This window comes from Lysinibacillus sp. 10T31 (genome assembly GCF_056394365.1).
This window is the reverse complement of record NZ_JBFTHS010000021.1, coordinates 65,227-91,009: the sequence shown is the minus strand read 5'-3', so window position 1 is coordinate 91,009 and position 25,783 is coordinate 65,227. Positions and strand designations below refer to the sequence as shown.

The 25,783-nt window shown below is 37.4% G+C and carries 27 protein-coding genes and 1 other RNA gene; 24 read left to right on the top strand and 4 right to left on the bottom strand.

Annotation, left to right across the window (positions count from 1 at the left end; genetic code table 11):
• The first annotated feature begins 238 nt into the window (after window positions 1-238).
• The 3 genes from aspS to AC1DCY_RS13830 all read left to right on the top strand — a co-directional run bounded on the left by aspS (window position 239) and on the right by AC1DCY_RS13830 (window position 3,029).
• Window positions 239-2,008: an aspartate--tRNA ligase gene (gene aspS / locus AC1DCY_RS13840; RefSeq protein ID WP_477350975.1), complete on the top strand. Its 1,770-nt coding sequence runs from the start codon at window positions 239-241 to the stop codon at window positions 2,006-2,008.
• A gap of 138 nt (window positions 2,009-2,146) precedes the next feature.
• Window positions 2,147-2,346, top strand: a non-coding RNA gene (gene ssrS / locus AC1DCY_RS13835) — 6S RNA.
• 137 nt (window positions 2,347-2,483) lie between these two features.
• Window positions 2,484-3,029, top strand: coding sequence for a GrpB family protein (locus tag AC1DCY_RS13830; protein WP_477350973.1), 546 nt, complete (start codon window positions 2,484-2,486; stop codon window positions 3,027-3,029).
• Window positions 3,030-3,262: 233 nt separating this feature from the next.
• Here AC1DCY_RS13830 and AC1DCY_RS13825 read toward each other — a convergent pair whose 3' ends face one another.
• A complete protein-coding gene (locus AC1DCY_RS13825) occupies window positions 3,263-3,448 on the bottom strand; it encodes a hypothetical protein (RefSeq protein WP_477350972.1) in 186 nt (61 codons plus the stop codon).
• A 29-nt stretch (window positions 3,449-3,477) separates the two neighbouring features.
• On the opposite strand from AC1DCY_RS13825, the gene AC1DCY_RS13820 reads away from it, so the two are divergent.
• From AC1DCY_RS13820 to AC1DCY_RS13745, 16 genes are all read left to right on the top strand, one after another.
• The gene (locus AC1DCY_RS13820; RefSeq protein ID WP_477350970.1) at window positions 3,478-3,678 is read left to right on the top strand and encodes a hypothetical protein; all 201 of its coding nucleotides are present in this window, start codon (window positions 3,478-3,480) and stop codon (window positions 3,676-3,678) included.
• A gap of 96 nt (window positions 3,679-3,774) precedes the next feature.
• Window positions 3,775-4,932, top strand: coding sequence for an N-acetylglucosamine-6-phosphate deacetylase (gene nagA, locus AC1DCY_RS13815; RefSeq protein WP_477350968.1), 1,158 nt, complete (start codon window positions 3,775-3,777; stop codon window positions 4,930-4,932).
• 31 nt (window positions 4,933-4,963) lie between these two features.
• A complete protein-coding gene (locus AC1DCY_RS13810) occupies window positions 4,964-5,686 on the top strand; it encodes a GntR family transcriptional regulator (RefSeq protein ID WP_400933181.1) in 723 nt (240 codons plus the stop codon).
• A gap of 4 nt (window positions 5,687-5,690) precedes the next feature.
• Window positions 5,691-6,410, top strand: coding sequence for a sugar isomerase domain-containing protein (locus tag AC1DCY_RS13805; protein WP_477351076.1), 720 nt, complete (start codon window positions 5,691-5,693; stop codon window positions 6,408-6,410).
• A 17-nt stretch (window positions 6,411-6,427) separates the two neighbouring features.
• Window positions 6,428-6,697 (top strand): HPr family phosphocarrier protein, encoded by a 270-nt coding sequence (locus AC1DCY_RS13800; RefSeq protein ID WP_477350966.1) that lies wholly within the window; start codon window positions 6,428-6,430, stop codon window positions 6,695-6,697.
• Complete coding sequence (ptsP, locus tag AC1DCY_RS13795; RefSeq protein ID WP_477350964.1) at window positions 6,691-8,409, top strand: phosphoenolpyruvate--protein phosphotransferase; 1,719 nt, start codon at window positions 6,691-6,693, stop codon at window positions 8,407-8,409. The genes AC1DCY_RS13800 and ptsP overlap by 7 nt, the downstream gene beginning before the upstream one ends.
• Before the next feature lie 40 nt (window positions 8,410-8,449).
• The gene (locus AC1DCY_RS13790; protein ID WP_477350962.1) at window positions 8,450-9,625 is read left to right on the top strand and encodes a GNAT family N-acetyltransferase; all 1,176 of its coding nucleotides are present in this window, start codon (window positions 8,450-8,452) and stop codon (window positions 9,623-9,625) included.
• A 257-nt stretch (window positions 9,626-9,882) separates the two neighbouring features.
• Window positions 9,883-10,194: a PTS sugar transporter subunit IIB gene (locus tag AC1DCY_RS13785; protein ID WP_477350961.1), complete on the top strand. Its 312-nt coding sequence runs from the start codon at window positions 9,883-9,885 to the stop codon at window positions 10,192-10,194.
• Window positions 10,195-10,207: 13 nt separating this feature from the next.
• Window positions 10,208-10,528, top strand: coding sequence for a PTS lactose/cellobiose transporter subunit IIA (locus AC1DCY_RS13780; protein WP_477350959.1), 321 nt, complete (start codon window positions 10,208-10,210; stop codon window positions 10,526-10,528).
• Between the two features lie 45 nt (window positions 10,529-10,573).
• Window positions 10,574-11,902 (top strand): PTS sugar transporter subunit IIC, encoded by a 1,329-nt coding sequence (locus tag AC1DCY_RS13775; RefSeq protein ID WP_477350957.1) that lies wholly within the window; start codon window positions 10,574-10,576, stop codon window positions 11,900-11,902.
• 25 nt (window positions 11,903-11,927) lie between these two features.
• Window positions 11,928-13,010 (top strand): DUF871 domain-containing protein, encoded by a 1,083-nt coding sequence (locus AC1DCY_RS13770; protein ID WP_477350955.1) that lies wholly within the window; start codon window positions 11,928-11,930, stop codon window positions 13,008-13,010.
• Between the two features lie 341 nt (window positions 13,011-13,351).
• Window positions 13,352-14,326 carry an N-acetylglucosamine kinase gene (locus AC1DCY_RS13765; RefSeq protein WP_477350954.1) on the top strand — a complete coding sequence of 325 codons (975 nt, stop codon included), beginning with the start codon at window positions 13,352-13,354 and terminating at the stop codon, window positions 14,324-14,326.
• A gap of 515 nt (window positions 14,327-14,841) precedes the next feature.
• Window positions 14,842-15,603 carry a tRNA threonylcarbamoyladenosine dehydratase gene (locus AC1DCY_RS13760; protein ID WP_477350952.1) on the top strand — a complete coding sequence of 254 codons (762 nt, stop codon included), beginning with the start codon at window positions 14,842-14,844 and terminating at the stop codon, window positions 15,601-15,603.
• A gap of 295 nt (window positions 15,604-15,898) precedes the next feature.
• The gene (locus AC1DCY_RS13755) at window positions 15,899-16,285 is read left to right on the top strand and encodes a hypothetical protein (protein WP_477350950.1); all 387 of its coding nucleotides are present in this window, start codon (window positions 15,899-15,901) and stop codon (window positions 16,283-16,285) included.
• A 170-nt stretch (window positions 16,286-16,455) separates the two neighbouring features.
• The gene (locus AC1DCY_RS13750; protein ID WP_477350948.1) at window positions 16,456-17,016 is read left to right on the top strand and encodes a hypothetical protein; all 561 of its coding nucleotides are present in this window, start codon (window positions 16,456-16,458) and stop codon (window positions 17,014-17,016) included.
• Between the two features lie 379 nt (window positions 17,017-17,395).
• Window positions 17,396-18,112, top strand: coding sequence for a hypothetical protein (locus AC1DCY_RS13745; protein WP_477350947.1), 717 nt, complete (start codon window positions 17,396-17,398; stop codon window positions 18,110-18,112).
• A 134-nt stretch (window positions 18,113-18,246) separates the two neighbouring features.
• On the opposite strand, the gene AC1DCY_RS13740 is transcribed toward AC1DCY_RS13745, so the two are convergent.
• On the bottom strand, window positions 18,247-19,536 hold the full coding sequence (locus AC1DCY_RS13740; RefSeq protein ID WP_477350945.1) for a replication-associated recombination protein A: 1,290 nt from the start codon (window positions 19,534-19,536) through the stop codon (window positions 18,247-18,249).
• Window positions 19,537-19,749: 213 nt separating this feature from the next.
• Between AC1DCY_RS13740 and cymR the strand changes: the two genes are divergently transcribed.
• From cymR to AC1DCY_RS13720, 4 genes are all read left to right on the top strand, one after another.
• Window positions 19,750-20,169, top strand: a complete 420-nt coding sequence (gene cymR, locus AC1DCY_RS13735) for a cysteine metabolism transcriptional regulator CymR (protein ID WP_053484768.1) — start codon at window positions 19,750-19,752, stop codon at window positions 20,167-20,169.
• Between the two features lie 79 nt (window positions 20,170-20,248).
• A complete protein-coding gene (locus AC1DCY_RS13730) occupies window positions 20,249-21,397 on the top strand; it encodes a cysteine desulfurase family protein (RefSeq protein WP_477350942.1) in 1,149 nt (382 codons plus the stop codon).
• 55 nt (window positions 21,398-21,452) lie between these two features.
• Complete coding sequence (mnmA, locus tag AC1DCY_RS13725; RefSeq protein WP_477350940.1) at window positions 21,453-22,577, top strand: tRNA 2-thiouridine(34) synthase MnmA; 1,125 nt, start codon at window positions 21,453-21,455, stop codon at window positions 22,575-22,577.
• A gap of 82 nt (window positions 22,578-22,659) precedes the next feature.
• On the top strand, window positions 22,660-23,319 hold the full coding sequence (locus tag AC1DCY_RS13720; protein ID WP_477350938.1) for a tetratricopeptide repeat protein: 660 nt from the start codon (window positions 22,660-22,662) through the stop codon (window positions 23,317-23,319).
• A 63-nt stretch (window positions 23,320-23,382) separates the two neighbouring features.
• Here the strand turns inward: AC1DCY_RS13720 and AC1DCY_RS13715 are convergent, their stop codons facing one another.
• Both AC1DCY_RS13715 and hisA read right to left on the bottom strand, forming a co-directional pair.
• Window positions 23,383-24,123 carry a GTP pyrophosphokinase gene (locus AC1DCY_RS13715; RefSeq protein ID WP_477350936.1) on the bottom strand — a complete coding sequence of 247 codons (741 nt, stop codon included), beginning with the start codon at window positions 24,121-24,123 and terminating at the stop codon, window positions 23,383-23,385.
• A gap of 455 nt (window positions 24,124-24,578) precedes the next feature.
• On the bottom strand, window positions 24,579-25,346 hold the full coding sequence (hisA, locus tag AC1DCY_RS13710) for a phosphoribosylformimino-5-aminoimidazole carboxamide ribotide isomerase (protein WP_477350934.1): 768 nt from the start codon (window positions 25,344-25,346) through the stop codon (window positions 24,579-24,581).
• A gap of 171 nt (window positions 25,347-25,517) precedes the next feature.
• Here hisA and AC1DCY_RS13705 point away from each other — a divergent pair, with 171 nt between their 5' ends.
• Window positions 25,518-25,733, top strand: coding sequence for a hypothetical protein (locus AC1DCY_RS13705; RefSeq protein WP_477350932.1), 216 nt, complete (start codon window positions 25,518-25,520; stop codon window positions 25,731-25,733).
• Window positions 25,734-25,783 lie beyond the last annotated feature (50 nt).

Sequence of the window (25,783 nt, the reverse complement as noted above, 5' to 3'; positions counted from 1 at the left end):
TGAAAACATAAATCGTTTATCTGTCCAAATGATTCAAATATCTACGTCATTTGGACAGATAATTCATCTAATGAACTGCTAATTTTCCTTGGCATCCATTCACTACTTAGTAGGAACTGTATGCTACATAAGTAAAATAAATAGTTCATCACAGAAAGTCGGGATGCGATATTGTGAAAACGGAAATCAACCCTAAGTTATAGTGATGAGCTAAATAAATTTTGGAGGAATTAAATAAATGGCAACAAGAACACATGCTAGTAATGAACTATCAGAAGCATTAAAAGGCGAAAAAGTCGTATTAAAAGGTTGGGTACAACGTCGCCGCGACCTAGGTGGTTTAATTTTCGTTGATTTACGTGACCGTACTGGAATAACACAAGTAGTGTTTAGCCCTGATGTAGCAGAAGCACATGCTTTAGCCGATAAAGTGCGTAGTGAGTACGTAATCGAAGTGGAAGGGACAGTTATTCTTCGTTCAGAAGATCAAATCAACCCAAATGTACTAAATGGTAGAATTGAAGTAGAGGCAACAAAATTAGTCGTTATTAATACGGCAAAAACAACACCATTCCAAATCGAAGATCGCACTGACGTATCAGAAGATTTACGTTTAAAATATCGTTATCTTGACCTGCGTCGTCCTGCTATGTTTGATACATTCAAAATGCGTTCAGACGTTACTCGTACAATTCGAAACTTTTTACAAAACGAAGGCTTCTTAGAAGTAGAAACGCCAATTTTAACAAAATCATCTCCAGAAGGAGCTCGTGACTATTTAGTACCATCACGTGTTCATGAAGGCGAATTCTATGCACTACCACAATCACCACAGCTATTTAAGCAATTATTAATGGTTTCTGGTTTCGAAAAATACTTCCAAATCGCACGTTGTTTCCGTGATGAAGACTTACGTGCTGACCGTCAACCAGAGTTTACACAAGTTGATATTGAAACAAGCTTTTTAACGCAAGAAGAAATTATTGAAATGAACGAACGCTTAATCCAAGCAGTTATGAAAGAAGTAAAAGGCATTGATATCCCTGCTCCATTCCAACGTATGAAATATCAAGATGCTATGGATCGTTACGGCTCAGATAAACCTGATGTACGTTTCGGCTTAGAGCTAGTTGCTTTAAATGATATTTTTGATGGCTGTAATTTCAAAGTGTTTGCTGATACAGTTGCACAAGGCAAAGAAGTAAAGAGTATCAACATTAAAGGTGCGGCAGACAAATACTCTCGTAAAGACATGGACGAGCTAACAAAATTCGTTGGTATCTATGGAGCAAAAGGTCTGGCTTGGTTAAAAGTAACGGAAGAAGGCTTAAACGGACCGATTGCAAAATTCTTTGACGATGCTTTAGCAGCTGCATTAATCGAACGTATGAAAGCAGAAGTGGGCGATATTTTAGTATTCGTTGCTGATAAAGCATCTGTAGTAGCAGCTTCTCTAGGTGCACTGCGTACGAAATTAGGTCAAGATTTAGAATTAATCGACGAATCAGAATTTGCATTCCTATGGATCACAGATTGGCCTTTATTAGAGTACTCTGAAGAAGACGGTCGCTATAAAGCAGCGCACCATCCATTCACACGTCCATTTGACGAAGATATTCCGTTAATGGATACTGATCCTTCAGCAGTTCGAGCACAAGCGTATGATATCGTATTAAACGGTTATGAGCTTGGTGGAGGTTCACTACGTATTTATGAACGTGAATTACAAGAAAAAATGTTTAATTTACTTGGTTTCACAGAAGAAGAAGCAAGAGCTCAATTTGGCTACTTATTAGAAGCATTTGAATATGGTGTACCACCACATGGAGGTCTTGCATTTGGTCTTGACCGCTTCGTAATGCTACTTGCTGGTCGCACTAACTTACGTGACACAATTGCATTCCCGAAAACAGCAAGTGCAAGCTGCTTATTAACAAATGCACCAAGTGAAGTTTCTCTAGAACAATTGAATGAGCTAAATTTAGCAATTAAAACATTTAAAAGATAATTAATACTCCTAAATACCTGGGTTCTCTAGCAAAATTTGTTGAGAATCTAGGTATTTTTTGCGTTTTCTCTAGAATGTAGATTTTTTAAAAGAAAATAGTTTGAATTGTCAGATAAATGTGTTATTATAACTGTAATACGAATCCTGATGTGTTTGTCTAATTGCTAGCTCTACTTAACAGTTTTGACCGAACACATTAGAATCGGGAGCCTTCATTTTGTAGTCGCAAACAAGCCCCATGCGGAGCGGGACGTTTAAAGCTGCAAAGCAGGCACCCCCCTGCGAATTGCGGGTTCAAAACGAATGTTTCTTGGCATAACGGCACAATCGGGATTCGTCATACATAGTAATAACCACAAAGAGGAGCATAAAATTGGCTCCTTTTTTAGTGCAAATAAATGGTTATTCAAAAAGACAACAGCACAAGCAAGACTAATAATAGAACAAATTTGTTTATTGCAGAGGAGAAATAACAATGATCCTTGGCTTAAAAAAGAATGAAGTGAATATTGTGACGTATGATAATGAATGGAAAAATGAATTTATACGAGTTCGTTCCGAGATTATAAAACATACGAAATCACAATTTGATCGTATTCAACATATTGGTAGTACTTCGATTGAGGGGATTCAGGCAAAGCCGGTGATCGATATTCTAATGGGTGTTAATGATATTGATAATATTTCAGAGTCATTTTTAAAAGAAATGAGAAAGGCTGGCTTTTATAGATTGCGTGTAGAAAGACCAGCAGAAATTGTATTTGCAAAGTTTACAGATGATACGTTTGAAGTCAAAACACATTTTCTTCATGTGGTGAATTATCAAGAAGATAAATGGTGTGATTTAGTGTTTTTTAGAGATTATTTAAATGCAAATGAATCAATCAAAAGGCAGTATGAAAAGTTAAAATTAAACTTTCTTAACAGCAATTTAAAGGGGATTGATGAATATACATCGTATAAAGAGCAATTTGTACAATCGATTTTTGATAAAAGAATTGCTTTAGCAGGAGATAAATAAAGCGTCGATATAAATTACTGAGATAGAACAAAGAAATTGAATGATAATTAACGCATTCTCGTCAATTGGAATTACATTTGTAAAAACTATACTTTGTGTATAAGTTGATTGGAGTGGAGGCTGGGCGACTCCTTGGGGATTAGCGTCACAGATGAGACCCTGGAGCGAGCAGGTAGGGGAACGGCACTACGCTTTCGCACAGAATGAAACCCTGTTGCTGTCGCTTCGTTGCACTACGCTTTCGCACAGAATGAAACCCTGTTGCTGTCGCTTCGTTGCACTACGCTTTCGCACAGAATGAAACCCTGTTGCTGTCGCTTCGTTGCACTACGCTTTCGCACAGAAAGAAACCCTTTTGCTGCCGCTGCGTTAGCACTACGCTTTCGCACAAAAAACACTTGTTGTCCCAAGCGGCTCATCGGACGCCCCCAGGAAGCATCAGCAATAAATGTTTTATCTGTGCGAAAGCGAAGCGTCAGCAACAAATGTTTTATCTGTGCGAAAGCGAAGCGACAGCGACAAATGTTTTATCTGTGCGAAAGCGAAGCGACAGCAACAAAGCGCCCAGCCGGAACGGAAATCAACACCAAGTTATGGGGATGAATCCGAAAAATTTAGAAAATATAAAAAATACTTTTTATTTTTGTAAAAGTGTCATATAATTGGTATAGACAACTATACCAAGTTAAATGATAGCTTGGTAACTTCAGCAAAGCTCCTCAAAAAATGATTAGGGGGTGATCTAATGAAGAATACGCTTTTAATTTCCAATGTTACGATAGTCAATCATGATGAAGCACCGTTTCAGGGCGATTTATTCATTAATAATGGTAGGATTATTAAAATAAGTCATAACTTATCTGATCAGGCTGAGCATTATATTGATGGCAAAGATAAAAATTGGTTACTACTACCTGGCTATATTGATATGCACATACATGGCTCTGCTGGGCATGATGTGATGGATGCTACGCAATTAGCATTACATCAAATGGCACGTTCATTAGTACAGGAAGGCGTTACGGGCTTCCTTGCTACTACAATGACACAATCTATAGAAGCAATTGAAAGCGCTTTATCTAATGTTGCTCAATTTGAAAATAATGATGATGAGGCAAGCTTATTAGGTATACATGTAGAGGGACCATATGTATCGGAAAAACGGGCTGGAGCTCAGCCAATAGAATACATTATTTTACCGTCTACTGAGCAATTTGCATCCTGGCAGAACATAAGTAAGCAACGCATTAAACAAGTCACAATTGCACCTGAGGTAGAGGGGGGCTTTACGTTTATTGAATCGTTAAAAGATTTAAATGTTATTGCTTCCATTGGCCATTCTGACGCATCACTTGAGGAGGTGGGGAGGGCAGTATCATTGGGCGTAAGACAGGCTACACATTTATATAACCAAATGCGTCCTTTCCATCATCGTCATCCAGGTGTCGTTGGTGCAGTGCTTTTAGAGGATCAGGTGAAGACTGAAATTATAGCAGATTTCGTGCATAGCCATCCTCAGGCTGTAGAGCTAGCGTATCGTATTAAAGGAGCGAAGGGGATTATCTTAATTACCGATGCGATGCGGGCAAAAGGCTTACATTATGGTGATTATGATTTAGGGGGTCAAACCGTTCATGTTTCTAAGGATGGAGCTCATTTATCTAATGGGGCTTTAGCGGGTAGTGTATTAACAATGGAGCAAGCAGTAAAAAATATGAAAGCAATCACCAATTGCTCATTGCAGGAAATTGTCGCAATGTCTTCTACAAATGCTGCTAAGCAATTACAGCTTCCAACTAATGGTCGTATTGCAGAAGGCTATGATGCAGATTTTGTATTACTAGATGAAAATTTAAATGTACAAAAAACTATTTGTCGGGGTAAAGTTGTATTTGAGAAATGAAAGTAAAGAGGCGATAAGGATGGTGCAATACTTGTTAGATAAAAATTCTCATATACCTATCTATATACAAATAGAAGAAATCATTAAACAACGTATTTATTTAGAAGAATACAAAATCGGTGAAAATATACCTTCTGAGCGAGAGCTTTCTATGCAGTTTGATGTTAGTAGAATGACTGTTCGTCAATCTATCACAAATTTAGTGAATAGCGGATTGCTGTATCGTGAAAAAGGGAGAGGTACATATGTCGCTAATCCAAAATTAGAACAACCGCTAAAAGGATTAACAAGTTTCACAGAGGATATGCGGGCTAGAGGAATGGAACCAAGCAGTAAAGTTTTACGCTTTGAAAAAATTGTGCCACCAGTTGATATTGCTAGAGATTTAATGTTAGAGCCGGGCGAAGAGGTATTCTTCGTTGTACGAATTCGTAGTGCGGATTCAAAGCCAATGGCAATCGAAAGAACGTATATTCCTGTGAAAGTATATCCAGAATTAGATGAAAAGAAAATAATGGGGTCACTGTATGCGTTAATTGAAGCAAAGTTCCATCAAAAAATTGGAAATGCTATTCAGCAAATGGAGGCAGCTATTGTTCCAAAAGAAGATAGTAAATTTTTGCAAATTAATCATACTGCACCTGTGTTAATTATTAAACGTACAAGTTATTTATCTGATGGAGTTCCGTTCGAGCTTGTGCGAAGTACTTATCGAGCTGATCGATACAAATTCATTAGTGAAATTAAAAGGTGATCCTATGGATGCATATTTTCTAGAAATTCAAAAGTTAATGCAGGTCGTGAAGGAGCAAGAATATGCCCAAATAAAAGAAGCCGCACAATTAATTGTCCAAAGGCTACATCGTGGAGGAATTGTCCAATTATTTGGTTGTGGCCATTCTCATCTTTTAGCACAGGACGCATTTTATCGCGCGGGAGGGCTTGTACCTGTACGTCCTATAATTATTGAACCTTTAACTTTACATGCAGGAGCAATGACATCATCTAAAAATGAGAAGGACCCGACTATAATTGAACGGTATGCTGATCATTTTAATCTTCATGAAAATGATGTTTGCATTGTTATTTCTACATCCGGAAGAAATCAAGCACCGATAGATGTGGCTTTTTTAGCGAAAGAAAAAGGGGTACTTGTTATGTCTCTGCAATCTCTTGCTTATTGTGAACAGCCGACACGCCATCAAAGTGGACAGCGCTTAGAGGATGTAGTAGATATAGTTATCGATACGCATATACCAATAGGAGATGGTTTGCTGCATCATAATGAAATACAGTATGCACCATCCTCTACAGTTATCGGTTCATTTATTTTAAATGCATTAATCAGTGAAATCATTGAGAACATGGCTTTATCTGATGAAATATTACCAGTTTTTAAAAGTAATAATGTTGACTCTGATTTGTCTCATAATGAGACTATGATTACCAATTATCAACATCGTATTAACTTTAAATGACATGCGGAGGGATATCGATGAAGAAAATGTTTAAAATAACAACGCCAGAGGGACTACATGCTAGACCAGTAGCATTACTGGTAACAGCTGTAACACCGTTTGAGTGTGACGTTCAGTTAACGTATAAAGAGAAATCGGTTAATTTAAAATCAATTATGGGCGTTATGGCACAAGGAGTAGCACCTGGGAGCATTGTAGAAATTTCAGCAGAGGGACCTGATGCCGAGAAGCTTTTTCAAACAATAACAGAAGTAATGGTTTCAAAAGGAATTGGTGAGGAATGTTAGAAATACAAGGAATCGCCGTTTCCCGAGGTATTGCCTTTGCAAATGCGTATTGTTTAAAGGAACCAGATCTAACTTTTGAAGAAGTTAAGATTACTGATGTACATGCTGAACTAGAAAGATTCAAGGAAGCTATTGCAAAAACGAAAGTGGAACTGCAAGAAATCCATGACATAGCTCAGCAGAAATTTGGTGCTGAAAAGGCGGCCATTTTTGCGGCACATCTATTAGTGCTAGAGGATCCTGAAATGCTAGCGTCTATTGAAGCGAAAATTCAATCAGGGGTGAATGCTGAATTTGCATTAGATGAAGTATCGAATGTGTTCATAGCTTTGTTTGAAGGGTTAGATAACGTCTATATGCAGGAGCGAGTTGCAGATATTCGAGATGTGTCTAAACGAGTGTTAGCCCATTTGTTAGGGGTTGAAATGGTGGATATGAATCGTTTAACCTCTGATGTTATTATCGTTGCTAAAGATTTAACACCGTCCATGACTGCGATGTTAGATACAAAGTATGTAAAGGGGTTTATAACGGATATTGGTGGCAAAACATCTCATTCTGCTATTCTCGCACGAACGTTAGAGATTCCAGCAGTAGTTGGGACGAAAATTGCCACGGAAGGTATTCAACATGGAGCACCAATTATTTTAGATGGGACAGATGGCAAGATTATTGTCAACGCTACATCGGAAGTATCTAGCTTTTATAGGCAGCAACAACGTTTACACAATGAAGAGAATGAAGAATTTCTTCGGTATCGTTCATTACCAAGTTTGAGTGCGGATGGATTTTCAGTAGAAATTGCAGGGAATATAGGAAACCCAGAAGATGCGGATATGGTGATGAATGCTGGTGGAGATGGTATCGGTCTGTTTCGTACGGAGTTTTTATATATGGAACGACAGGAGCTACCTACTGAGGAAGAGCAGTTTCAAGCATATAAAAGCGTACTTGAGAAAATGCAAGGCAAGCCAACGATTGTTCGGACATTAGATATTGGCGGCGATAAAAATTTACCGTATTTAAAGCTTGCTGATGAGATGAACCCTTTTCTTGGCTATCGAGCAATTCGGATTAGTTTAACGCAACAAGAAATGTTTCGTGTACAGATTCGCGCATTACTAAAAGCAAGCGCTTACGGCAATTTAAAAATTATGTTTCCGATGATTGCTACATTGGACGAATTTAAATTGGCGAAGGCTATATTGCTTGAAGAAAAACAAAGTTTGAAAAGTGATGGATATCTTATATCTGAAACGATAGAAGTAGGAATGATGATTGAAATTCCGTCGGCAGCCATCATTGCAGATTTGTTTGCAAAGGAAGTAGATTTTTTCTCAATTGGTACTAATGATTTAATCCAATATACGTTAGCAGCGGATCGCATGAACGAAAATGTTTCTTATTTATATCAACCGTACCATCCTGCTGTTTTAAGACTAATAAAAAATGTCATTGATGCAGGACAGCATCATGGAAAATGGGTAGGTATGTGTGGTGAAATGGCAGCAGATGAAATAGCGTTACCGATTTTACTAGGGTTTGGATTAAATGAGTTTTCCATGAGTGCTTCCTCTATTTTAAAGACGCGTGCACATCTCGCTAAGCTTTCTAAACAGCAGCTAATGCCACATAATGAACGGATTTTACAGCTATCCACAGCCTCAGAGGTCGAGGAATATGTGAAAAGTAATCTATTAAGTTTATCTTAAATTGCACGAATATTCAGTACCAAAAGGAGTGATCCTGCATATGGAAATAAAAATAATCCCACCAAAAGATTATTTACAGGTACATCAATTAAGAGATTATTGTTTTCCTAATAAATATACGGGTGCACGGCGCGATGATTTTCATTATTGGATTGAGCATAGCACAACATTGGGTGCTTACGATGAACATAAAGTAGTTGGACAGCTATTAATATTGCCACTTAATATGACAATTCATGGTGAAAATTATAAGATGGGCGGAATTGGCTTTGTTGCAACGTATCCTGAATATCGACAACAAGGTATTATCAAAAAGCTTATGACAGAGGCACTGAAGAAAATGCAAGAGAATGGACAGAGCATTTCTGTGTTAGCACCTTTCTCCGTATCCTTTTATCGTTACTTTGGCTGGGAATTATTTTTTGAAAAGCTATGTTATACCATTCCACAATTGCTGTTTCCTTCTTTCGGAAAGCAGTTGGACGTAGTAAACCGTATGAGCTTTGAATGGCCAAATCGTGATCTTTTTCAGGCGATTAAGGACTTTCATAATGCACAGGCAATTTTCAATAATGGAAGTATGCTGCGAGATGATGCTTGGTGGAAAAGAATCGAGAGAAGGATGCCTGATAGTCATTTTGCGGCTTATTTTAAGGAGGATAAAATTGCAGGTTATATTCGCTATATCATTCAGGATGGAACATTTGAGATTCATGATTTTATAGCTGAGGATTTACTAGCAGAACAAGCGATTTGGCGTTTTATAACGTCTCATGCGGCGAGTGTAGGTAGCATTAAAGGAGTTACTTCTAACAACCATCAATTTGGCTTCTATTTTAAAGAACCACAGTTTAAAAAAGAAGTCGTTCAGGATGTGATGGTAAGAATAGTAGACGCTTTAAGGTTTATGCAATATTATCCGTGGGTCGATATTAAGGAGCCGTTATATATTCAAATTGAAGATGCATTTTGTAGTTGGAATGAACACGTATATAAAATAAATAAAAGTGGAGACGTCTCGATAATTGAGACAAATTCTAACCTAGAAATGCATATGTTAACATTACCAATTAATCTTTTTTCAGCGATGATGGTTGGCTATCTTTCTGTAAAGGATGCGGTCTTGTATGCAAATAAACAATTGGATGAAGACATTATTGATCGATGGCAGCAAGCGTTACCCTCTAATAAACCAGCATTCTATGAATACTTTTAGTTGATTCTTAAATTTTTAAATTTTTTTGAATTTTTTTCTGGACTATACCAGTTAAATGAATCCATTCAGCAGTCTGTAACAGCGTTATAGCCCAATTTTTAAAGCCTTCTTATAAGGGAGGAAATGGTGTAAAAAGTATATTGTGGTATATACCAATTAATGCTATTCTCATCATAAGAAAGCGATTTCATAGTTAAAAAATCATAAAAATAAAGGTAGTTAGAAAGACGAACTTAATCATGAAAAGGAGTGTTTTTATGAAAAACATTATGCTAGTGTGCGTGGCGGGAATGAGTACTAGTTTACTAGTGTCAAAGATGCAAAAAGCCGCACAAGAACAAAACATTGAGGCAGATATTTATGCGATTGCTGAAAGTGAGGTAGACAAAGTATTAGCAAATAAAATGGCGGATGTGCTGCTATTGGGACCACAAGTTCGTTACTTAAAAGGGACATTTGAAAAAAAATACAAGGACATGAATTTTCAGATTGATGTCATTAATATGGCGGATTACGGCATGATGAATGGCGAAAATGTTTTAAAGCAAGCGTTACAGTTGATTGGTTAAGGGGGCGACGGCAATGGAAGAAACGGTTTTGATGGAATCCATTATGGGGCTGATTGTACACAGTGGTAATACGAAAAGCGAGTGTATGGAGGCTATCCAGCTAGCAAAAAATGGACAGATTCAAGAAGCAAAGGAAAAAATACAGTTAGCTAACGATGCATTGATTGAAGCGCATCATTCTCAGACAGCTCTACTGTCACAAGAGGCAAGGGGAGAAAAAGTAGAGGTGTCAATGTTGTTAATTCACGCGCAGGATCATTTAATGAATGCCATTACGTTTCGTGATTTAGCAACTGAAATGATTGAGTTGTATGAACGAATCAAAGGGGAATAGCATCAAGCCTTGATGTCACAATAAAAAGTAAAGGGAGTGTGTGAAATGTTCCGTTTTTTAGAAGAAAAATTTGTGCCAGTCGCAGCTAGAGTAGGGAATCAGCGTCATTTAGTTGCCATTCGAGATGGATTTATTACAATCATGCCATTGACAATTGTTGGGTCACTTGCGGTTCTTGTTAATAATTTGCCTATCAAATTCTATCAAAATGCGCTCGATGCCATCTGGAAGCATGAAACTTGGACACAGTGGGGCGGCAATGTTTGGGGAGCAACATTTGGAATCATCTCTCTGTTACTAGCCTTTACAATTGCTTACAATCTTGCGAAAAGTTACGATAAGGATGGACTTTCTGCCGGTGTAATCAGCTTTTCAACTTATTTGACGTTCGGTACTTTTGGTGAAGGTGGATTAACAGGGTTAACGACAGGTACAGGTGGTATATTTATTGCCATTATTATTGCGTTGCTGTCAACAGAATTATTTTGTAAATTGACTGGCAATCCTAAGCTACTAATTAAAATGCCGAATGGAGTACCACCGGCTGTTTCAAAATCTTTCGCCGCATTATTACCCGCTATTATTACAATTGGTTTATTTGCTCTAGTTCGTACAATTATTTCGGCAGGCTTTGATATTCCTGATATTGTCGGTTCATTCTACTCAGCCATTCAAGAGCCGTTTATGGGCTTAACGAATTCATGGATTGCGGCTTTACTTTTAGCATTCATTCCTACGTTTTTATGGACATTAGGTGTTCATGGTGCTAACATTATCGAACCATTTATGCAAACGATAAATTTACCAGCTATAGAAGCGAATGTAAAAGCAATTTCATCTGGGGAAATAGCGCCATACATCGTAAATAAACCATTCTTTGATGCCTTCATCAATATGGGTGGTTCCGGTACGACAATAGCACTTATTATTGCCATTTTCATTTTCGCTAGAAAGAATAAGCAATATAATACCGTCGGAAAATTGTCGGCGGCACCAGGGCTTTTTAATATTAATGAACCATTACTTTTCGGTCTTCCAATCGTGTTAAACCCAGTGTTATTTGTACCGTTTATTTTGACACCAATGGTTAACGTAACCATTGCTTTCTTTGCAACGAAGTGGGGCTTTGTGCCAGCAGCTACGGTTTCACCACCATGGACAACGCCACCGATTATTAATGGATTCTTAGCAACGCAATCTTGGCAAGGCGCTGCTCTTAGTGTTGTCTTAATTGTAGTCGCAGTATGTATTTATTTACCGTTCATTTCAATGGCAAACCGCATGGCAAAGCAGAATGAACTACGAGCTGCTGAAGCAGAGTCTCAAAACGAACAGCATGGTAAAGAATTAGAAAATCAAAAAGTAGAAGTGTAATTGTGATCTAACGGAGGTATTTGAATTGAGAAGATTAGGGATTTCACTATATCCTCAGCATAGTACACTAGAAGATATGAAGCGGTATATTCAGCTCGCTCATGACAATGGTTTTGATCGGATATTTACATGTCTTATGTCATTAAATAACGATCAGGAACGACATAAATTACAGCAAATCAATAAATTTGCGCAGCAGCTTGGCTTTGAGATTTCTGCAGATATTGCACCAGCTGTTTTTGAAGATTTAGGCTTAACGTATAAAGATATTGGTTACTTTAAGGAGCATTATCATTTAGCGGCATTGCGCCTAGATATGGGTTTTTCTGGCCAGGAAGAAGCGTTTATGTCTCTCGATGCAAGTAATTTAAAAATAGAATTAAATATTAGTAACGGTACTAAATATGTAGAAAATATATTATCCTATCAACCGAATAAAGATAATATTATTGGCTGTCATAATTTTTATCCGAGACGTTTCACGGGTCTATCACGTCAACATTTTTTACAAACATCTCAACAATTTAAAGCAAATCATATTCGAACGGCAGCTATGATTTCATCGCAGCATGCGATGTTCGGCCCTTGGGAAGAAACCGAGCATGGATTGCCCACTTTAGAAGAACATCGTCATCTGCCAATTACTGTGCAAGCTAAGGATTTATGGCACACTGGTTTAATAGATGATTGTATTATCGGCAATATGTATGCTTCTGAGGAAGAATTACGTGCATTAGGCCAATTAAATCGCCATAAGCTAGAGCTGAAGATTGAGCAGTCCATTGAAACGTCTATTTTAGAAGAAGCAATCCTTTTTAAAGAGCCACATTTTAATCGTGGCGATGTTTCAGAGTATGTTATCCGTAGTACGCAATCCCGTGTTAAATATAAAAATGGTGACTTCCCTGTACATGATAGCCACCTATTAAAATTGGGAGATGTGACAATCGATAATAATTTAGATGTACGTTATAAGGGTGAGCTCCAAATTGTTTTAAAGGAAATCCCGAATGCCGGATCATCAAATGTTGTGGCAAGAGTTGTGGAAGAAGAGCAATTTTTATTAGCACATATTCAGCCTTGGGCATCATTTGGCTTTACGAAATGATTACAGAAGAAGGGATTAAGCCATTAGTTGAAAGTGCTTAATCCCTTTTTTTATGGTTCATCACAAAACGTGTGGTTGATTTCCGTTCCGGCTGGGCGCTTTCCTGGGGGCGTCCGATGAGCCGCTTCGCTTCGCTGCAGGGTCTCATCTGGGACGCTGATCCCCAAGGAGTCGCCCAGCCTCCACTCCAATCAACTTATTTGCAAAGTAGACGTTTTAACAAAAGTCATCCACAACTTTTGATGATGATCCTTTTTTATCTTGATTTACCAATATGTTTTCGGTATCGACAACTACAATTAAGCCAGGGCGAAATTGACTGAGAAGAAAGGAGTAAAGATATGTATGTATTAGCGATTGACGGTGGTGGAACGAAAACGTCAGCAGTGATTTGTGATGAATTGGGCAATGTTTATGCTAAAGTAGTAACGACTCGGAGTAACCCAACAGCTATGGGTATTCAATATTTTAAATCAACGATTCATGATATACTACAAAATTTGCAACAACAAAATCCGCAAGTATTTGCAGCGATAGATAGTTGTTTTGCTGGCATGGCTGGAGTTAAGGAGCTACAGGCAGAAGAGGTTGTAGAATCAATAGTACGTCAATACGTTCCTAAAACAGCACATGTTATTGTTGATAATGATGCTCTAATTGCACTTTATGCAGGCACACTTGGGCAGGCGGGTATTGTGCAAATTGCTGGGACAGGCGCTATTACAATGGGCTACGATCGTGAGCAACATTTTCATAGAGTTGGCGGCTGGGGTTATCTTTTTGATGATGAAGGAAGTGGCTATGATTTAGGTGTTCAAGTGCTGAAGGCTATTTTTCAAAGCTATGATGGGCGAGGAGACCCAACAGCATTGACAGGTGAAGTATTACGTTATTTTTCTGTAGAAAATGTACCACAATTAATAGAGTGTATATATGGAGAAGAACATCCTCGGACAGTGATTGCACCGTTAAGTAAATATGCTTTTGACGCGGCGGAAAAAGGTGATAGGATTGCTATACAGATCATTGAAGATGCCTGCAAGAAATATTATGTGGCGATTAAAGCATGTTACGCTCATATGACTTGGGAAAAAGGGGACGTACCTGTCGTAATGGTGGGTGGCGTTTTTAATAATGAAGCATTTTTTTTACCGGAATTACAGCAATTCGCACAAGCGGACGAGATACCATTGAAATTTATGGCACCAGTCTTACAACCAATCGGCGGGGCAGTAATTGCAGCTTTGAAACAAATAAATGCTCAGTTCGGCTCAGATTTTACGACAACCTTCTCCCGAAATTATGAACAGGAATGAAAGTGATAAGACTAAAGGCAATTGAATAAACGATAATTCAATTGCCTTACTTAAGAACAGTGTGAACATATCGATTTTGATAAACTTATACATACATAAAAAGTATTTTAACTTCATTCAGCGAGTGTCCGAATATCCGTACCTGTCGCTACGCTTTCAGTACAAAAGACATCCGCTAAAGTAGAGAAACTTAGTCTAAGAACGCCATGTACTGTGGTATTACCGAAATGACCGACATCGTGTCTGCCCTTATGCTGGCATAAGCACAAAGTCGATTCCTAAATCAATGATGTCGAGGCCTAATTGATTTAGGAATACTTATAATTTTCACTTGATGAATAACGTGATAAAATGTAAGATAGGTTTGATTTTATCTTAGTATTTAGCTAGGTTTACTAATAAAGTGATTAGTTGGGTGTTTAATACACCGCTGATCGCCAATCGGGCTTTAACGGGCGATGTACATAACTGCCCGTTAAAGCGTGATAAAAATTCAATAGACGGAGAGTGTAAGGATGTTACATCAATTTTCACGTAACGAGCTCGCAATCGGAACAGAGGGACTCGAAAAATTAAAAAATACAACAGTAGCCATTCTTGGTGTAGGCGGTGTAGGTTCATTTGCTGCTGAGGCATGTGCACGAAGTGGTATTGGCCGCATTATTTTAGTAGATAAGGATAATGTTGATATTACGAATGTTAATCGTCAATTAGTTGCCTATCTTTCAACAGTCGGAAAATCTAAGTCAGGTGTCATGAAAGAGCGTATTGCAGATATTAATCCAGAATGTGAAGTAATTGATATGCATATGTTTTACACAGAGGAAACATATGAGGAATTTTTCGCACAGGGCATAGATTATGTCATTGATGCGAGTGACACAGTGATGTATAAAATTCATATTATGAAGGAATGTCTAAAGCGTAATATTCCGATGATATCTAGCATGGGTGCAGCCAATAAAATGGATCCAACACGTTTCAAAATTGCAGATATTTCAAAAACGCACACAGACCCATTGGCTAAAGTAATCCGTACAAAATTACGTAAGGATGGTATTAATAAAGGAGTAACGGTTGTGTTCTCAGATGAGAGTCCTATTGTTGTTCGTCCAGATGTCGTGGAGCATGTCGGAAAACCGGATGCAGCTATTCGTAAAGCGAAAATGCCTCCATCTTCCAATGCCTTTGTACCTTCAGTGGCAGGTTTAATTGCTGCCAGCTGGGTAGTGAATACAATCTTAAAAGATGTGAAAATAACACGTGTACAAGGTTAAAATAACTTTGAAAAATCTGTTATGTCGATAAATATAAAAAGTTAGGCGATAAATTAACAATATTTCTCGATAAAAATAAAAGCGGAACGAAAATCATCCTTACTTATAGTGATGGGCCATTTTATGGAAGTAGCTGTCTCAATTTAAGACAGCTGCTTTTTCTATGTTACAATAGGAACGTTGTGAAAAAGGGGTCTACGATATTTATTAGGATATCTATACAATTTATGATGAAGAGACACATTACGACTCCTTAAACATTTGCCGTAGAACCTATAAAAGGAGACGTTTTATTATGGAGCAAATCTATCAAATGGAATATAGAGGCTTAAATCTATTCGATGAAATTAGCACAGTAGAATTAGCTATTGATGAAGAAGGGCAAACCATTCACATTTTTGATGTTGGACAAGTTGTTAGCCCTATTTTTAATTTTGATGTTTCGGCCAACGAGCTATCAGATGGTTTTTACAAAATGGCAGATATACTTCGACATAAACGAATATTGACAAATCAACAGCCAGGTAATGAACTAACACTTAGCGAGTGGTTAATTACAAATACTGCCTATTTTTATATGCCACAAAAAAGAATAAAAAAATATGCTCAAGGAAGTATTATAGAAATTGTTGATCGAACGAAAGAGCAATCTTTATTTGATGATTATGTACAAAAAATATAATTTTACCAAAACTGTTCGTCTTACGTGCTTAAAATGCTATTAATTCACTAAATTGCCTTATTTTTTTCATGTGCCCACTTCTTTATTTGGTTTATTGCTATAATTTTAATAATTCCAATAGATAATAAAAAAGTTTGTTTGGATGTGCAGGACTGCCTAGGGGAGTAGGAATGACGTTTAGAAAACAAATGACAACATGGGAGAGTGGGAAAATGGAAATTCAAGTAATTCGTGATCATTTAGACATTGTAAAACTTCAAGAGAAAATGAATGATATTGTATTTGACTATTTGGATACATCTAATAATTATCCAAAGGCTATGAGAGAACTAAATCCTTTATATACACAAGCTACAACATTTTATAAAGAGTATTTAGACAATAGAGCGGGTGAATTACCAAGTGCCAATACATATTGGCATTTGTTTATAGATTGCTGTGCAAAGCTGTGCTACTTTTTAGCGGCATCAACGTATTATTCATCCAATGCGTTACAAAAAACACCTGAAAAAGTTGAGCAATTATTAACGATTGCTGCCTATTCTTTACCTAGCATTGACCGGGAAGAGAATGAACAATTATTATCAGCAATTTTTGCACTTTATCGTGAAGTAGTAGGGGATGAAGAGAAAACATCTTCATTACGAAATGCAGTGCTTGAACAAAAAGGCGCAGTCAAACAATGCCTACAACAATTTAAAGTATTTGTTGATAATGAAATTACGAAATAATTTAAGAGTGATTGAATCATTTTTTAAAAATAGTATAGCAAACTAGAATCTGCATACTTTTTGCGATTGGGCCACCAATTCTTACAGCACTTTTTGTGAGGGGGGATTGGGTTTCCAATTCTTAAAGTTTTGCAGATTTTTTTGTTAATGTTAATAGATTATTGAAGTAGATTGTTTAAGTAATATTAAAATTTTGTTGTACGAAAATTTAAAAAGGACTTTTTTCTTAAAAGGAATTTATAAATTTTTGTCGAAATATAGTTAAAAATTGCAAATCTATTTGCAAGATTTATGGCTCAGTATCAATCGCAACGGAAATTAACCATGATGATTAAGGTTTATTCTATGCTGTAAGAATTTATAGTGAGGGGGCCGTTCAATGTTAATAAACGGTATCGAAATCGATTTGGCGAAATTAGAAAAACCGCTTTTATTAGTAAATGAGGGTGAGGAACTTCTATTTCTACAACTTATACAACCAACACTTGAACATGAACTTATCCAATGTCAATTAGCTCTCTCGACAAGAAAAACTATCTCATTAGTAAGGGATTTTTGGTTGGCTATGTACAAAGATCGAGAAAAATTATATATCAACAGTGGACATGCGCTCCTGTATCCAATTCGTTTAATCATATTCGAACTTGTGACACAAGACGATTACTTTAAACGTTTGTCGAAAAAATCCTTTGGAGATGAGCGCTTATCACTTATTTATGCTGTTGTCTTTTTACAATTTGTCTTACAGTGGATAGAGGAACGGTTTAGTGAAAACATGGAAGTTTATGAGGCATTAAAATTATTCTATAGAACTTCAGATGACAATGTAGATGATCAAACCTCTCCATCAAGAGAGCAATCCATTGGTCAAGCAATTGCTGTAAAAGCAATTCGCTCTGAAGTACGGGAGAACTCCCAGGAATTTGCTAGTCTACTCTATCAAACCTACAATTGTCTTCTTTATTTACATGATATCGAAAAGGAAAAAGAGGAGAAAGAAACGACGAGACTGCCATCGATGAGAAATGTGGAAGATACATTGAACCGATTTTACAAAAAACGCTATACAACAAATAAGGCAACCATTATAGGATGATTGTTTAGCAGTCCGTCCTGTTTTTTAGCGAAAGCAATAAGAAAAAATAAGGCGCTTCTTGTTAAAATTGAAGTTTCGATTGAAGTGCCCTATTTTCATGAAAAAACTTTATTATATGTTTTTCAGTAACCTTATTACTTTACATCCTTATGAAAAGATTTAAGCTTTTCGTAGATTCCTGCCATTCGTTTTTCTTCACCCGCAATAACAGGTTTATAAAATTCTGTGCCTACAAGCTCATCCGGTAGATATTGCTGGTCTACCCACCCACCAAATGTTCCGATAGGGCTGTTGTGGGGATATTGATAGCCTACATGACCTAAATCTTTTGCCCCTTCATAGTGAGCATCTCGTAGATGAAGTGGAATATCGCCTGTTTTTCCTGCATGAATGCTGGCAATGGCGGCATCGATAGCACCAATTGCAGAATTGGATTTTGATGCAAGGCACATTTCAATAACAGCACTTGCAAGCGGAATACGCGCCTCGGGTAGCCCTAAACGCTCTGCCGCTTGTACAGCCGCAAGCAGATGCGGTCCTACTTCAGGGTTGGCAAGGCCTATATCTTCATAAGCCATGACAAGTAAGCGTCGACTAACAGCTACTAAATCACCTGTTTCCAATAAATGAGCTAAATAATACAATGCTGCATTCGTATCACTTCCACGAACTGATTTTTGTAATGCAGATAACAAATTATAAAAATGGGATCCTTTTTTATCACCATAAACGCCAATTCTGCCTACAAGATGCTCAATGATATGATCAGCGGCGATTGTTTGACCGTCTACTTCATCACTTGCATAATAAATTGATTCAAGCAAAGTTAATGCCTTCCGTGCATCACCATTAGCTGCTTCAGCAATTTGATCAATTTGCTGATCTGTTAATACAAAGTGATATTTACCTAGCCCGCGCCTTTCATCAGAAAGTGCCTTTTTTATAAGCTCGATAATATTTTCTTTTGTTAAACGTTTTAGTTGATATATTTCTCCGCAGCGTGAGCGGATAGCGGGATTTACGTCATGGTAAGGATTTTCCGTTGTAGCTCCAATTAACACGATTGAGCCGTTTTCAACATGTGGCAACAAAGCATCCTGCTGTAATTTATTAAAACGATGAATCTCATCCAAAAAAAGAAGGACTTTTCCTGAGATTCTAGCTTCCTGTACAATATCCTCGACATCCTTTTTACCAGCACGAGTAGCATTAAGTGCGAAAAAGGGGAGCCTAGAGCTTCCTGCTACAGCATTCGCTATTGACGTTTTGCCGATACCTGGCTCACCATATAGCAGCATGGATGGAATATGTTCATTTTGAATCATTTTATAAAGAGCGGTGTTAGGACCGATAAAATCTTGGTGTCCTACAATTTCATCAAGGGTTAAAGGACGCATACGAAAAGCGAGTGGTTCATTATGCATTAAAAATTCCCCCTTTCAACTGTTTTCAATAATTATTGGTTGCTAAATGTTTTTTGTGCTTATAATGTAGCGTTACATAGTATTTTGCCTAACTATACTAAGGCGTAATTAATAGTATATCATAACCTCCCGAGAGTATTTCCGAGTTCTTCGAGAGGAGATTATGATATACTGTTGGTAGTATTTTTGACTAGACTATTTGAGGGTGATAAAATGAAAATTTCTACAAAGGGCCGTTATGGTCTAACGATTATGATTGAATTAGCAAAGCATTATGGAGAAGGACCAATTCCACTACGCAAAATTGCTGCTGAAAAGGAACTTTCTGAGGCATACTTAGAGCAGCTAGTTTCACCATTACGTAATTCAGGCTTAGTGAAAAGTGTACGCGGTGCATATGGTGGGTATATGCTAGCAAATCCACCAAGTGAAATTTCAGCGGCTAATGTTATTAGCGTGTTAGAGGGTCCAATTCAACCTGTAGAAGGTATTGAAAATGAAGAAGCACCTCAGCGAGAGTTATGGCTCCGCATTCGTGATGCTGTAAAAAATGTATTAGATACAACAACAATTGAGGATTTAGCTCAATATACTGAGGAAAATGTAGCGGAAGGCTATATGTTCTATATTTAAAATTAGGCTAATACCCATCTCCCTACCCTGAGTAAGGGAGATGAGTCTTTAGCGCTTTTCGTACAAAGGAGTTTTCAACATGAATTCATATATTTATCTCGATCATGCAGCGTCATCACCAATGAATGACAAAGTAATAGACGCTATGACTACAGCAATGCAACAGGTTTATGGGAATGCATCAAGTATTCATGGGATAGGTCGAGAGGCACGTAAATATTTAGATAATGCACGTGAAATACTTGCCCAATCAATTGGTGCTCAATCTGGAGAAATTATTATCACAAGTGGCGGAACAGAGGCGGACAATACGGCTATTTTTGGCACTGTCTATGCACGGGCTGCTGAAGGGAAGCATATCATTACCACACAAATTGAACATCACGCGGTGCTACATACTTGTGAAAAGCTTGAGAGAGATGGCTTTGATGTGACATATTTGCCGGTTGATGAGAATGGACGTGTTTCTGTAGAAGATGTGCGAAATGCATTAAGAGAGGATACAATTTTAGTAACGATTATGTACGGCAATAATGAAATTGGTACGATTCAACCGATTGCTGAAATTGGTGACTTGTTACGTGAACACAAGGCTATTTTCCACACAGATGCTGTTCAGGCATATGGTTTAGAGTCAATTAATGTTGCTGATTTACATGTTGATTTACTAAGTGTTTCTGCACATAAAATTAATGGTCCTAAAGGTATTGGTTTCCTATACCAAAAAGCAGGGACACCATTTACTAGTTATGCATTAGGGGGAGCGCACGAGAAAAAACGTCGTGCAGGTACTGAAAATGTGCCTGCAGTGATTGGTTTTGCGACTGCAGTGCAAATTGCAAATGAGTTGCGAGAAGAAAAGCGCGCGCTATACAATCGCTTTAAGCAAATTATGCTGGATGTTTTCACGAAAGAAAATCTAGCATTTCATATGAATGGAGAGTTAGAAAATACGCTTCCACATGTTTTAAATGTAAGTTTTTCTGGTATGGAAGTAGAGTCTTTCCTAGTAAATCTTGATATGGTGGGGATTTGCGTATCAAGTGGTTCTGCGTGTACTGCTGGCTCCATTGATCCATCACACGTTTTAGTTGCGATGTTTGGACAAGAGGCAGAGGAATTACGTAACTCGATCCGCTTTAGCTTCGGTCAAGGTTTAACAGAAACTGATGTACAACATGCGGCTGAAAAAACAGCAGCGATTGTGAAAAGACTAGCGAAAAAATAATTTGCTAGAAAATTAGACATTTAATGGAATTTGAATAAAAGAAAAGGTGACCAATATGAAAGAAACACGTGACCCCTCACAAATTCGTGTTGTAGTCGGCATGTCGGGTGGGGTAGATTCTTCGGTTGCTGCATATTTGCTAAAACAGCAAGGATATGAAGTAATCGGGATATTTATGAAAAACTGGGATGATACAGACGAAAATGGCGTTTGTACAGCTACAGAAGACTATGATGATGTTATTAAAGTATGTAATCAAATAGGGATTCCTTACTATGCTGTGAATTTTGAAAAGCAATATTGGGATAAGGTTTTCACATACTTTTTAGAAGAATATAAAGCAGGACGCACGCCTAATCCTGATGTTATGTGTAATAAAGAAATTAAATTTAAAGCGTTTTTAGAGCATGCGATGGATCTTGGAGCGGATTATTTAGCAACAGGTCACTATGCTCGAGTTGATCGTAGTGGCGATGACGAAGTTAAAATGCTTCGAGGCATTGACAATAATAAAGATCAAACGTATTTCTTAAACCAGTTATCGCAGGAACAATTGTCGCATGTAATGTTTCCAATTGGACATATTGAGAAAAAGGAAGTCCGTAAAATTGCGGAGGAAGCTGGGTTAGCTACAGCGAAGAAAAAGGATTCAACAGGAATTTGCTTTATTGGAGAGCGTAATTTCAAAGAATTCTTAAGTCAATATTTACCAGCTCAACCTGGTAAGATGGAGACGATGGATGGAGTCGTAATGGGCCAGCATGACGGATTAATGTACTATACACTTGGTCAACGTCATGGTCTTGGAATTGGTGGTGACGGTGAACCTTGGTTCGTGTTAGGGAAAGATTTGGAGCGCAATGTGTTATTAGTTGGACAAGGTTTCAATAATGATTCACTATTTTCTACTTCACTGACTGCTGTGAAAATGAACTATACTTCGACAAAAAAATTGCCCGGGAAATTTTCATGCACAGCAAAATTCCGCTATCGTCAAACAGATACACCTGTAGAAGTGGAAATTTTAGAGGATGGACGTACACATATTACGTTTGCTGAGCCAGTACGTGCGATTACACCTGGACAAGCTGTTGTACTATATGACGGTGAAGAATGTTTAGGTGGCGGTACAATCGACGAAGTCTTTAAAAATAATGAAAAACTAACATATGTAGGTTAATTTGCGAAAAGACTGCCTATACTCTTTCCTAAAGCGTATAGAGTTTAGGTAGTTTTTCGCTACATAGAGGTGAAGGAAAACAATGGATTTTAACGAGCAGGGCATTCAAGCGTTTCAGGAAAAGCGCTACGAGGATGCTGCACAACTTTTTACACAAGCAATTGAAGCGGAGCCTGAAAACCCAATTGGTTATGTGAACTTCGGAAATCTCTTAGCGGTCTTAGAGGATACTGAACGTGCAGAGCGTTTTTTTCAAAAAGCAATTACTGTTGATGAAACGGCAGCAACTGCTTATTATGGTTTAGCAAATTTGTATTATAATGCGGAACGATATGCGGAAGCAGCAAAGCTTTATGAGCAAGCACTAAAACACAAGATTGAAGGCGCAGATGTGTATTATATGATGGGCAAATGTTTTGAGCGCATGGAAAATCCGAAGCTTGCACTGCCTTATTTACAACGAGCTTCAGAGCTTGCACCAGAAGATACACAAATTCGTCTAGCATATGCCATCGTACTATGTGCGCTTGAAATGTTCGAAGAAGGCAAAAAGGAATTAGACTATTTGATCGAACAGGATTGGAATAATGCAGATGCACATTATAATTTAGGTGTACTATATGCGGTATCTACTGAGCAAACAACAGATGCTATGTACCATTTAAAACAAGCCTTTACATTACAGCCAGAATACGACCAAGCACGTTATATTTATGATATGATTGCACAGCGATTTAACTAAAATAAATCATATTAGAGAAAGGATGCCAGAATTATTACTTCGGCATCCTTTTATATCGTGAGTTTAGTCTTGATCATCCTTAGAAGAATGATTAAATGGTAGTTGAGTTAGATATTGTGCTAAGTAAGCAATAGGCATTGCATCTAATGACGTCTCTTCTTCATCCGCTTTTAAAATATTTATTTCTTCATTAAGTCGTTTCATTTTCCGATCCAGTTCAGCTGCTTGAATGGCAGCTTCCTTCAATTCCAAACGTATATGTTCAGGTACTTCCTTGTTGTATTTGTAATAGATTTTATGCTCAAGGCTAGCCCAGAAGTCCATTGCGATTGTACGGATTTGAATTTCTGTATAAACACTTTCCACACGATCGGACATAAAAATTGGGATTTTTATAATTAGATGCAAGCTTCGATAGCCATTCTCCTTCGGGGATTTAATATAATCCTTAACATCCACAACTTCAATATCATTTTGCGCCTGTAGCATGGCACTTACTTTATAAATATCCTCTACAAAGGAGCATGTAATTCGCACTCCCGCAATATCACGAATGTTTTCACGAATCACTTCGACAGATGTCTCAAGGTTCTTTTTCTGGATCTTCGATAATATACTTTTTGGTGTTTTTACTCGAGTAGATATATGCTCTATCGGGTTATATTCGTGAATTAACTTAAACTCTTCTTGTAAAATATTTATTTTCGTTTCAATTTCTTGCAAGGCAAACTTATAGGCTAAAAAGAAACGTGTTATTTCTGATTGTAGTTTTTTTAAAGTGATTGCTTCGAGTTCGTTTTTCATTCTTCATAAAATCCTTTCTTTTAGCAAATAACATTAATGAAATTCTCTTATTGTGATCTCATTAAATAATAGCTTAACAAAAATAGCTATTAAATAGAAATATGTGCTCTAATTTATGTGTAGTATACTTGTTTTAATTAAAAAAAGGGGATTTTAGTCCCCTTTTTTTAATTAAACGATAGTTTCAGCATTTAAGTTGCATCGTTTATTAAATTCATCAACGAATATTTGTAAACCAATATAAATGCCGATAAAAGGCTCTGTTTCTTGATCACGTAAGAACACATGTTGTCTTTAAAGATTTTGAAAACTCAAGTAGCATTTGTTCATCATCAAGTTGTATATGCAACGAAAGAGAATAGTCCTTTGTATATATATATTGAAATATTTACCATATGTAATGCGTTCTAAATTTGTTTCTTGAAAAGGAAAAACATAATCCTCATATATTAACTTCACAATACCCCGTCTTTTTTGCAATAATTTACCACGTCTGAATAAGGTAAATCTCCACCAAAGATTGAAAGAGCGCTACCGATTGTAACATGAAGTCTACCATTTGCGATATTTTCAAATTTCTTTAAATCGTCTAAAGAACGAACCCCACCAGCATATGTTGTAGGGATTGTTGTCCAAGTGGCTAAATCATGCACTAAGCTTTCCTGCATACCGCCTTTTTTTCCTTCCACATCAACAGCGTGAATAAGTAGTTCATCACAGAAATTCTCGATAAATGCAATAGACTCAGCATTTACTTCAAAATCACTAAACTTTGTCCATTTATCAGTAACAACAAACCATTTTTCATCACGCATACGGCAGCTTAAATCAATGACAAGATGCTGTTTACCTATAATCTGGACTAATTGTTTTAGTCGATCTAAATTGAGCTTACCATCGTAGAATATAAATGATGTGACAATAACATGGGTAGCTCCCGCATCAATATACTTTTTTGCATTTTCCGTGGTGATGCCGCCACCAACCTGCAACCCTTGAGGATATGCTGCTAATGCTGCTAATGCGGCTTCTTCGTTTCCATCACCTAGCATAATGACGTGACCACCTGTTAATTGATCCTTGGCAAACATTTTTGCATAATAACTAGAGTCGTGATTTGAAATAAAGTTCTCGATAACTTCTTGATCTTTGTGACCTAGTGTGCTGCCAACAATTTGTTTTACTTTGCCATCGTGTAAATCAATGCAAGGTCTAAATTCCAATAGTTTCACAATCCTTCCGTGCGACAAATTCACCTATATCATAGCATGTAAAGGTTGATAAAAACCGTGAATTGTTATTTATCTATACAATTTTAACTTCTTTCAGCAATTATTTCTGTAGCGAAAGCGAAGCGTCAGCTACAAAAGTCTCCCACCTCTATAGGTGGTGAGGTGAATGCGGGTTTAAGTTACTTTTCAGCAGGTGTCCACACATCTGTACCTGTCGCTACGCTTTCGGTACAAAAGACATCCGCTGAAATAATGGAACTCAGTCTAAGAACGCCACGTCCTGTGGCAATTTATCTATGCGAAAGCGAAGCGACAGCAACAAATGTTTTCTGTAGCGAAAGCGAAGCGACAGCTACAATTATGCCGAGGCATAATTGATTAAAATTTAGTGAATTCTCTTTTTAAACGATTTTTCACGGTATGCTATG

What these genes read in the sequence shown, in the direction of transcription:
- aspS (WP_477350975.1), top strand. Translation starts at nt 239, where the DNA reads ATGGCAACAAGAACACATGCTAGTAATGAACTATCAGAAGCATTAAAA.
- AC1DCY_RS13830 (WP_477350973.1), top strand. Translation starts at nt 2,484, where the DNA reads ATGATCCTTGGCTTAAAAAAGAATGAAGTGAATATTGTGACGTATGAT.
- AC1DCY_RS13825 (WP_477350972.1), bottom strand. Translation starts at nt 3,448, where the DNA reads ATGAGCCGCTTGGGACAACAAGTGTTTTTTGTGCGAAAGCGTAGTGCT.
- AC1DCY_RS13820 (WP_477350970.1), top strand. Translation starts at nt 3,478, where the DNA reads ATGTTTTATCTGTGCGAAAGCGAAGCGTCAGCAACAAATGTTTTATCT.
- nagA (WP_477350968.1), top strand. Translation starts at nt 3,775, where the DNA reads ATGAAGAATACGCTTTTAATTTCCAATGTTACGATAGTCAATCATGAT.
- AC1DCY_RS13805 (WP_477351076.1), top strand. Translation starts at nt 5,691, where the DNA reads ATGGATGCATATTTTCTAGAAATTCAAAAGTTAATGCAGGTCGTGAAG.
- AC1DCY_RS13800 (WP_477350966.1), top strand. Translation starts at nt 6,428, where the DNA reads ATGAAGAAAATGTTTAAAATAACAACGCCAGAGGGACTACATGCTAGA.
- ptsP (WP_477350964.1), top strand. Translation starts at nt 6,691, where the DNA reads ATGTTAGAAATACAAGGAATCGCCGTTTCCCGAGGTATTGCCTTTGCA.
- AC1DCY_RS13790 (WP_477350962.1), top strand. Translation starts at nt 8,450, where the DNA reads ATGGAAATAAAAATAATCCCACCAAAAGATTATTTACAGGTACATCAA.
- AC1DCY_RS13785 (WP_477350961.1), top strand. Translation starts at nt 9,883, where the DNA reads ATGAAAAACATTATGCTAGTGTGCGTGGCGGGAATGAGTACTAGTTTA.
- AC1DCY_RS13780 (WP_477350959.1), top strand. Translation starts at nt 10,208, where the DNA reads ATGGAAGAAACGGTTTTGATGGAATCCATTATGGGGCTGATTGTACAC.
- AC1DCY_RS13775 (WP_477350957.1), top strand. Translation starts at nt 10,574, where the DNA reads ATGTTCCGTTTTTTAGAAGAAAAATTTGTGCCAGTCGCAGCTAGAGTA.
- AC1DCY_RS13765 (WP_477350954.1), top strand. Translation starts at nt 13,352, where the DNA reads ATGTATGTATTAGCGATTGACGGTGGTGGAACGAAAACGTCAGCAGTG.
- AC1DCY_RS13760 (WP_477350952.1), top strand. Translation starts at nt 14,842, where the DNA reads ATGTTACATCAATTTTCACGTAACGAGCTCGCAATCGGAACAGAGGGA.
- AC1DCY_RS13755 (WP_477350950.1), top strand. Translation starts at nt 15,899, where the DNA reads ATGGAGCAAATCTATCAAATGGAATATAGAGGCTTAAATCTATTCGAT.
- AC1DCY_RS13750 (WP_477350948.1), top strand. Translation starts at nt 16,456, where the DNA reads ATGACGTTTAGAAAACAAATGACAACATGGGAGAGTGGGAAAATGGAA.
- AC1DCY_RS13745 (WP_477350947.1), top strand. Translation starts at nt 17,396, where the DNA reads ATGTTAATAAACGGTATCGAAATCGATTTGGCGAAATTAGAAAAACCG.
- AC1DCY_RS13740 (WP_477350945.1), bottom strand. Translation starts at nt 19,536, where the DNA reads ATGCATAATGAACCACTCGCTTTTCGTATGCGTCCTTTAACCCTTGAT.
- cymR (WP_053484768.1), top strand. Translation starts at nt 19,750, where the DNA reads ATGAAAATTTCTACAAAGGGCCGTTATGGTCTAACGATTATGATTGAA.
- AC1DCY_RS13730 (WP_477350942.1), top strand. Translation starts at nt 20,249, where the DNA reads ATGAATTCATATATTTATCTCGATCATGCAGCGTCATCACCAATGAAT.
- mnmA (WP_477350940.1), top strand. Translation starts at nt 21,453, where the DNA reads ATGAAAGAAACACGTGACCCCTCACAAATTCGTGTTGTAGTCGGCATG.
- AC1DCY_RS13720 (WP_477350938.1), top strand. Translation starts at nt 22,660, where the DNA reads ATGGATTTTAACGAGCAGGGCATTCAAGCGTTTCAGGAAAAGCGCTAC.
- AC1DCY_RS13715 (WP_477350936.1), bottom strand. Translation starts at nt 24,123, where the DNA reads ATGAAAAACGAACTCGAAGCAATCACTTTAAAAAAACTACAATCAGAA.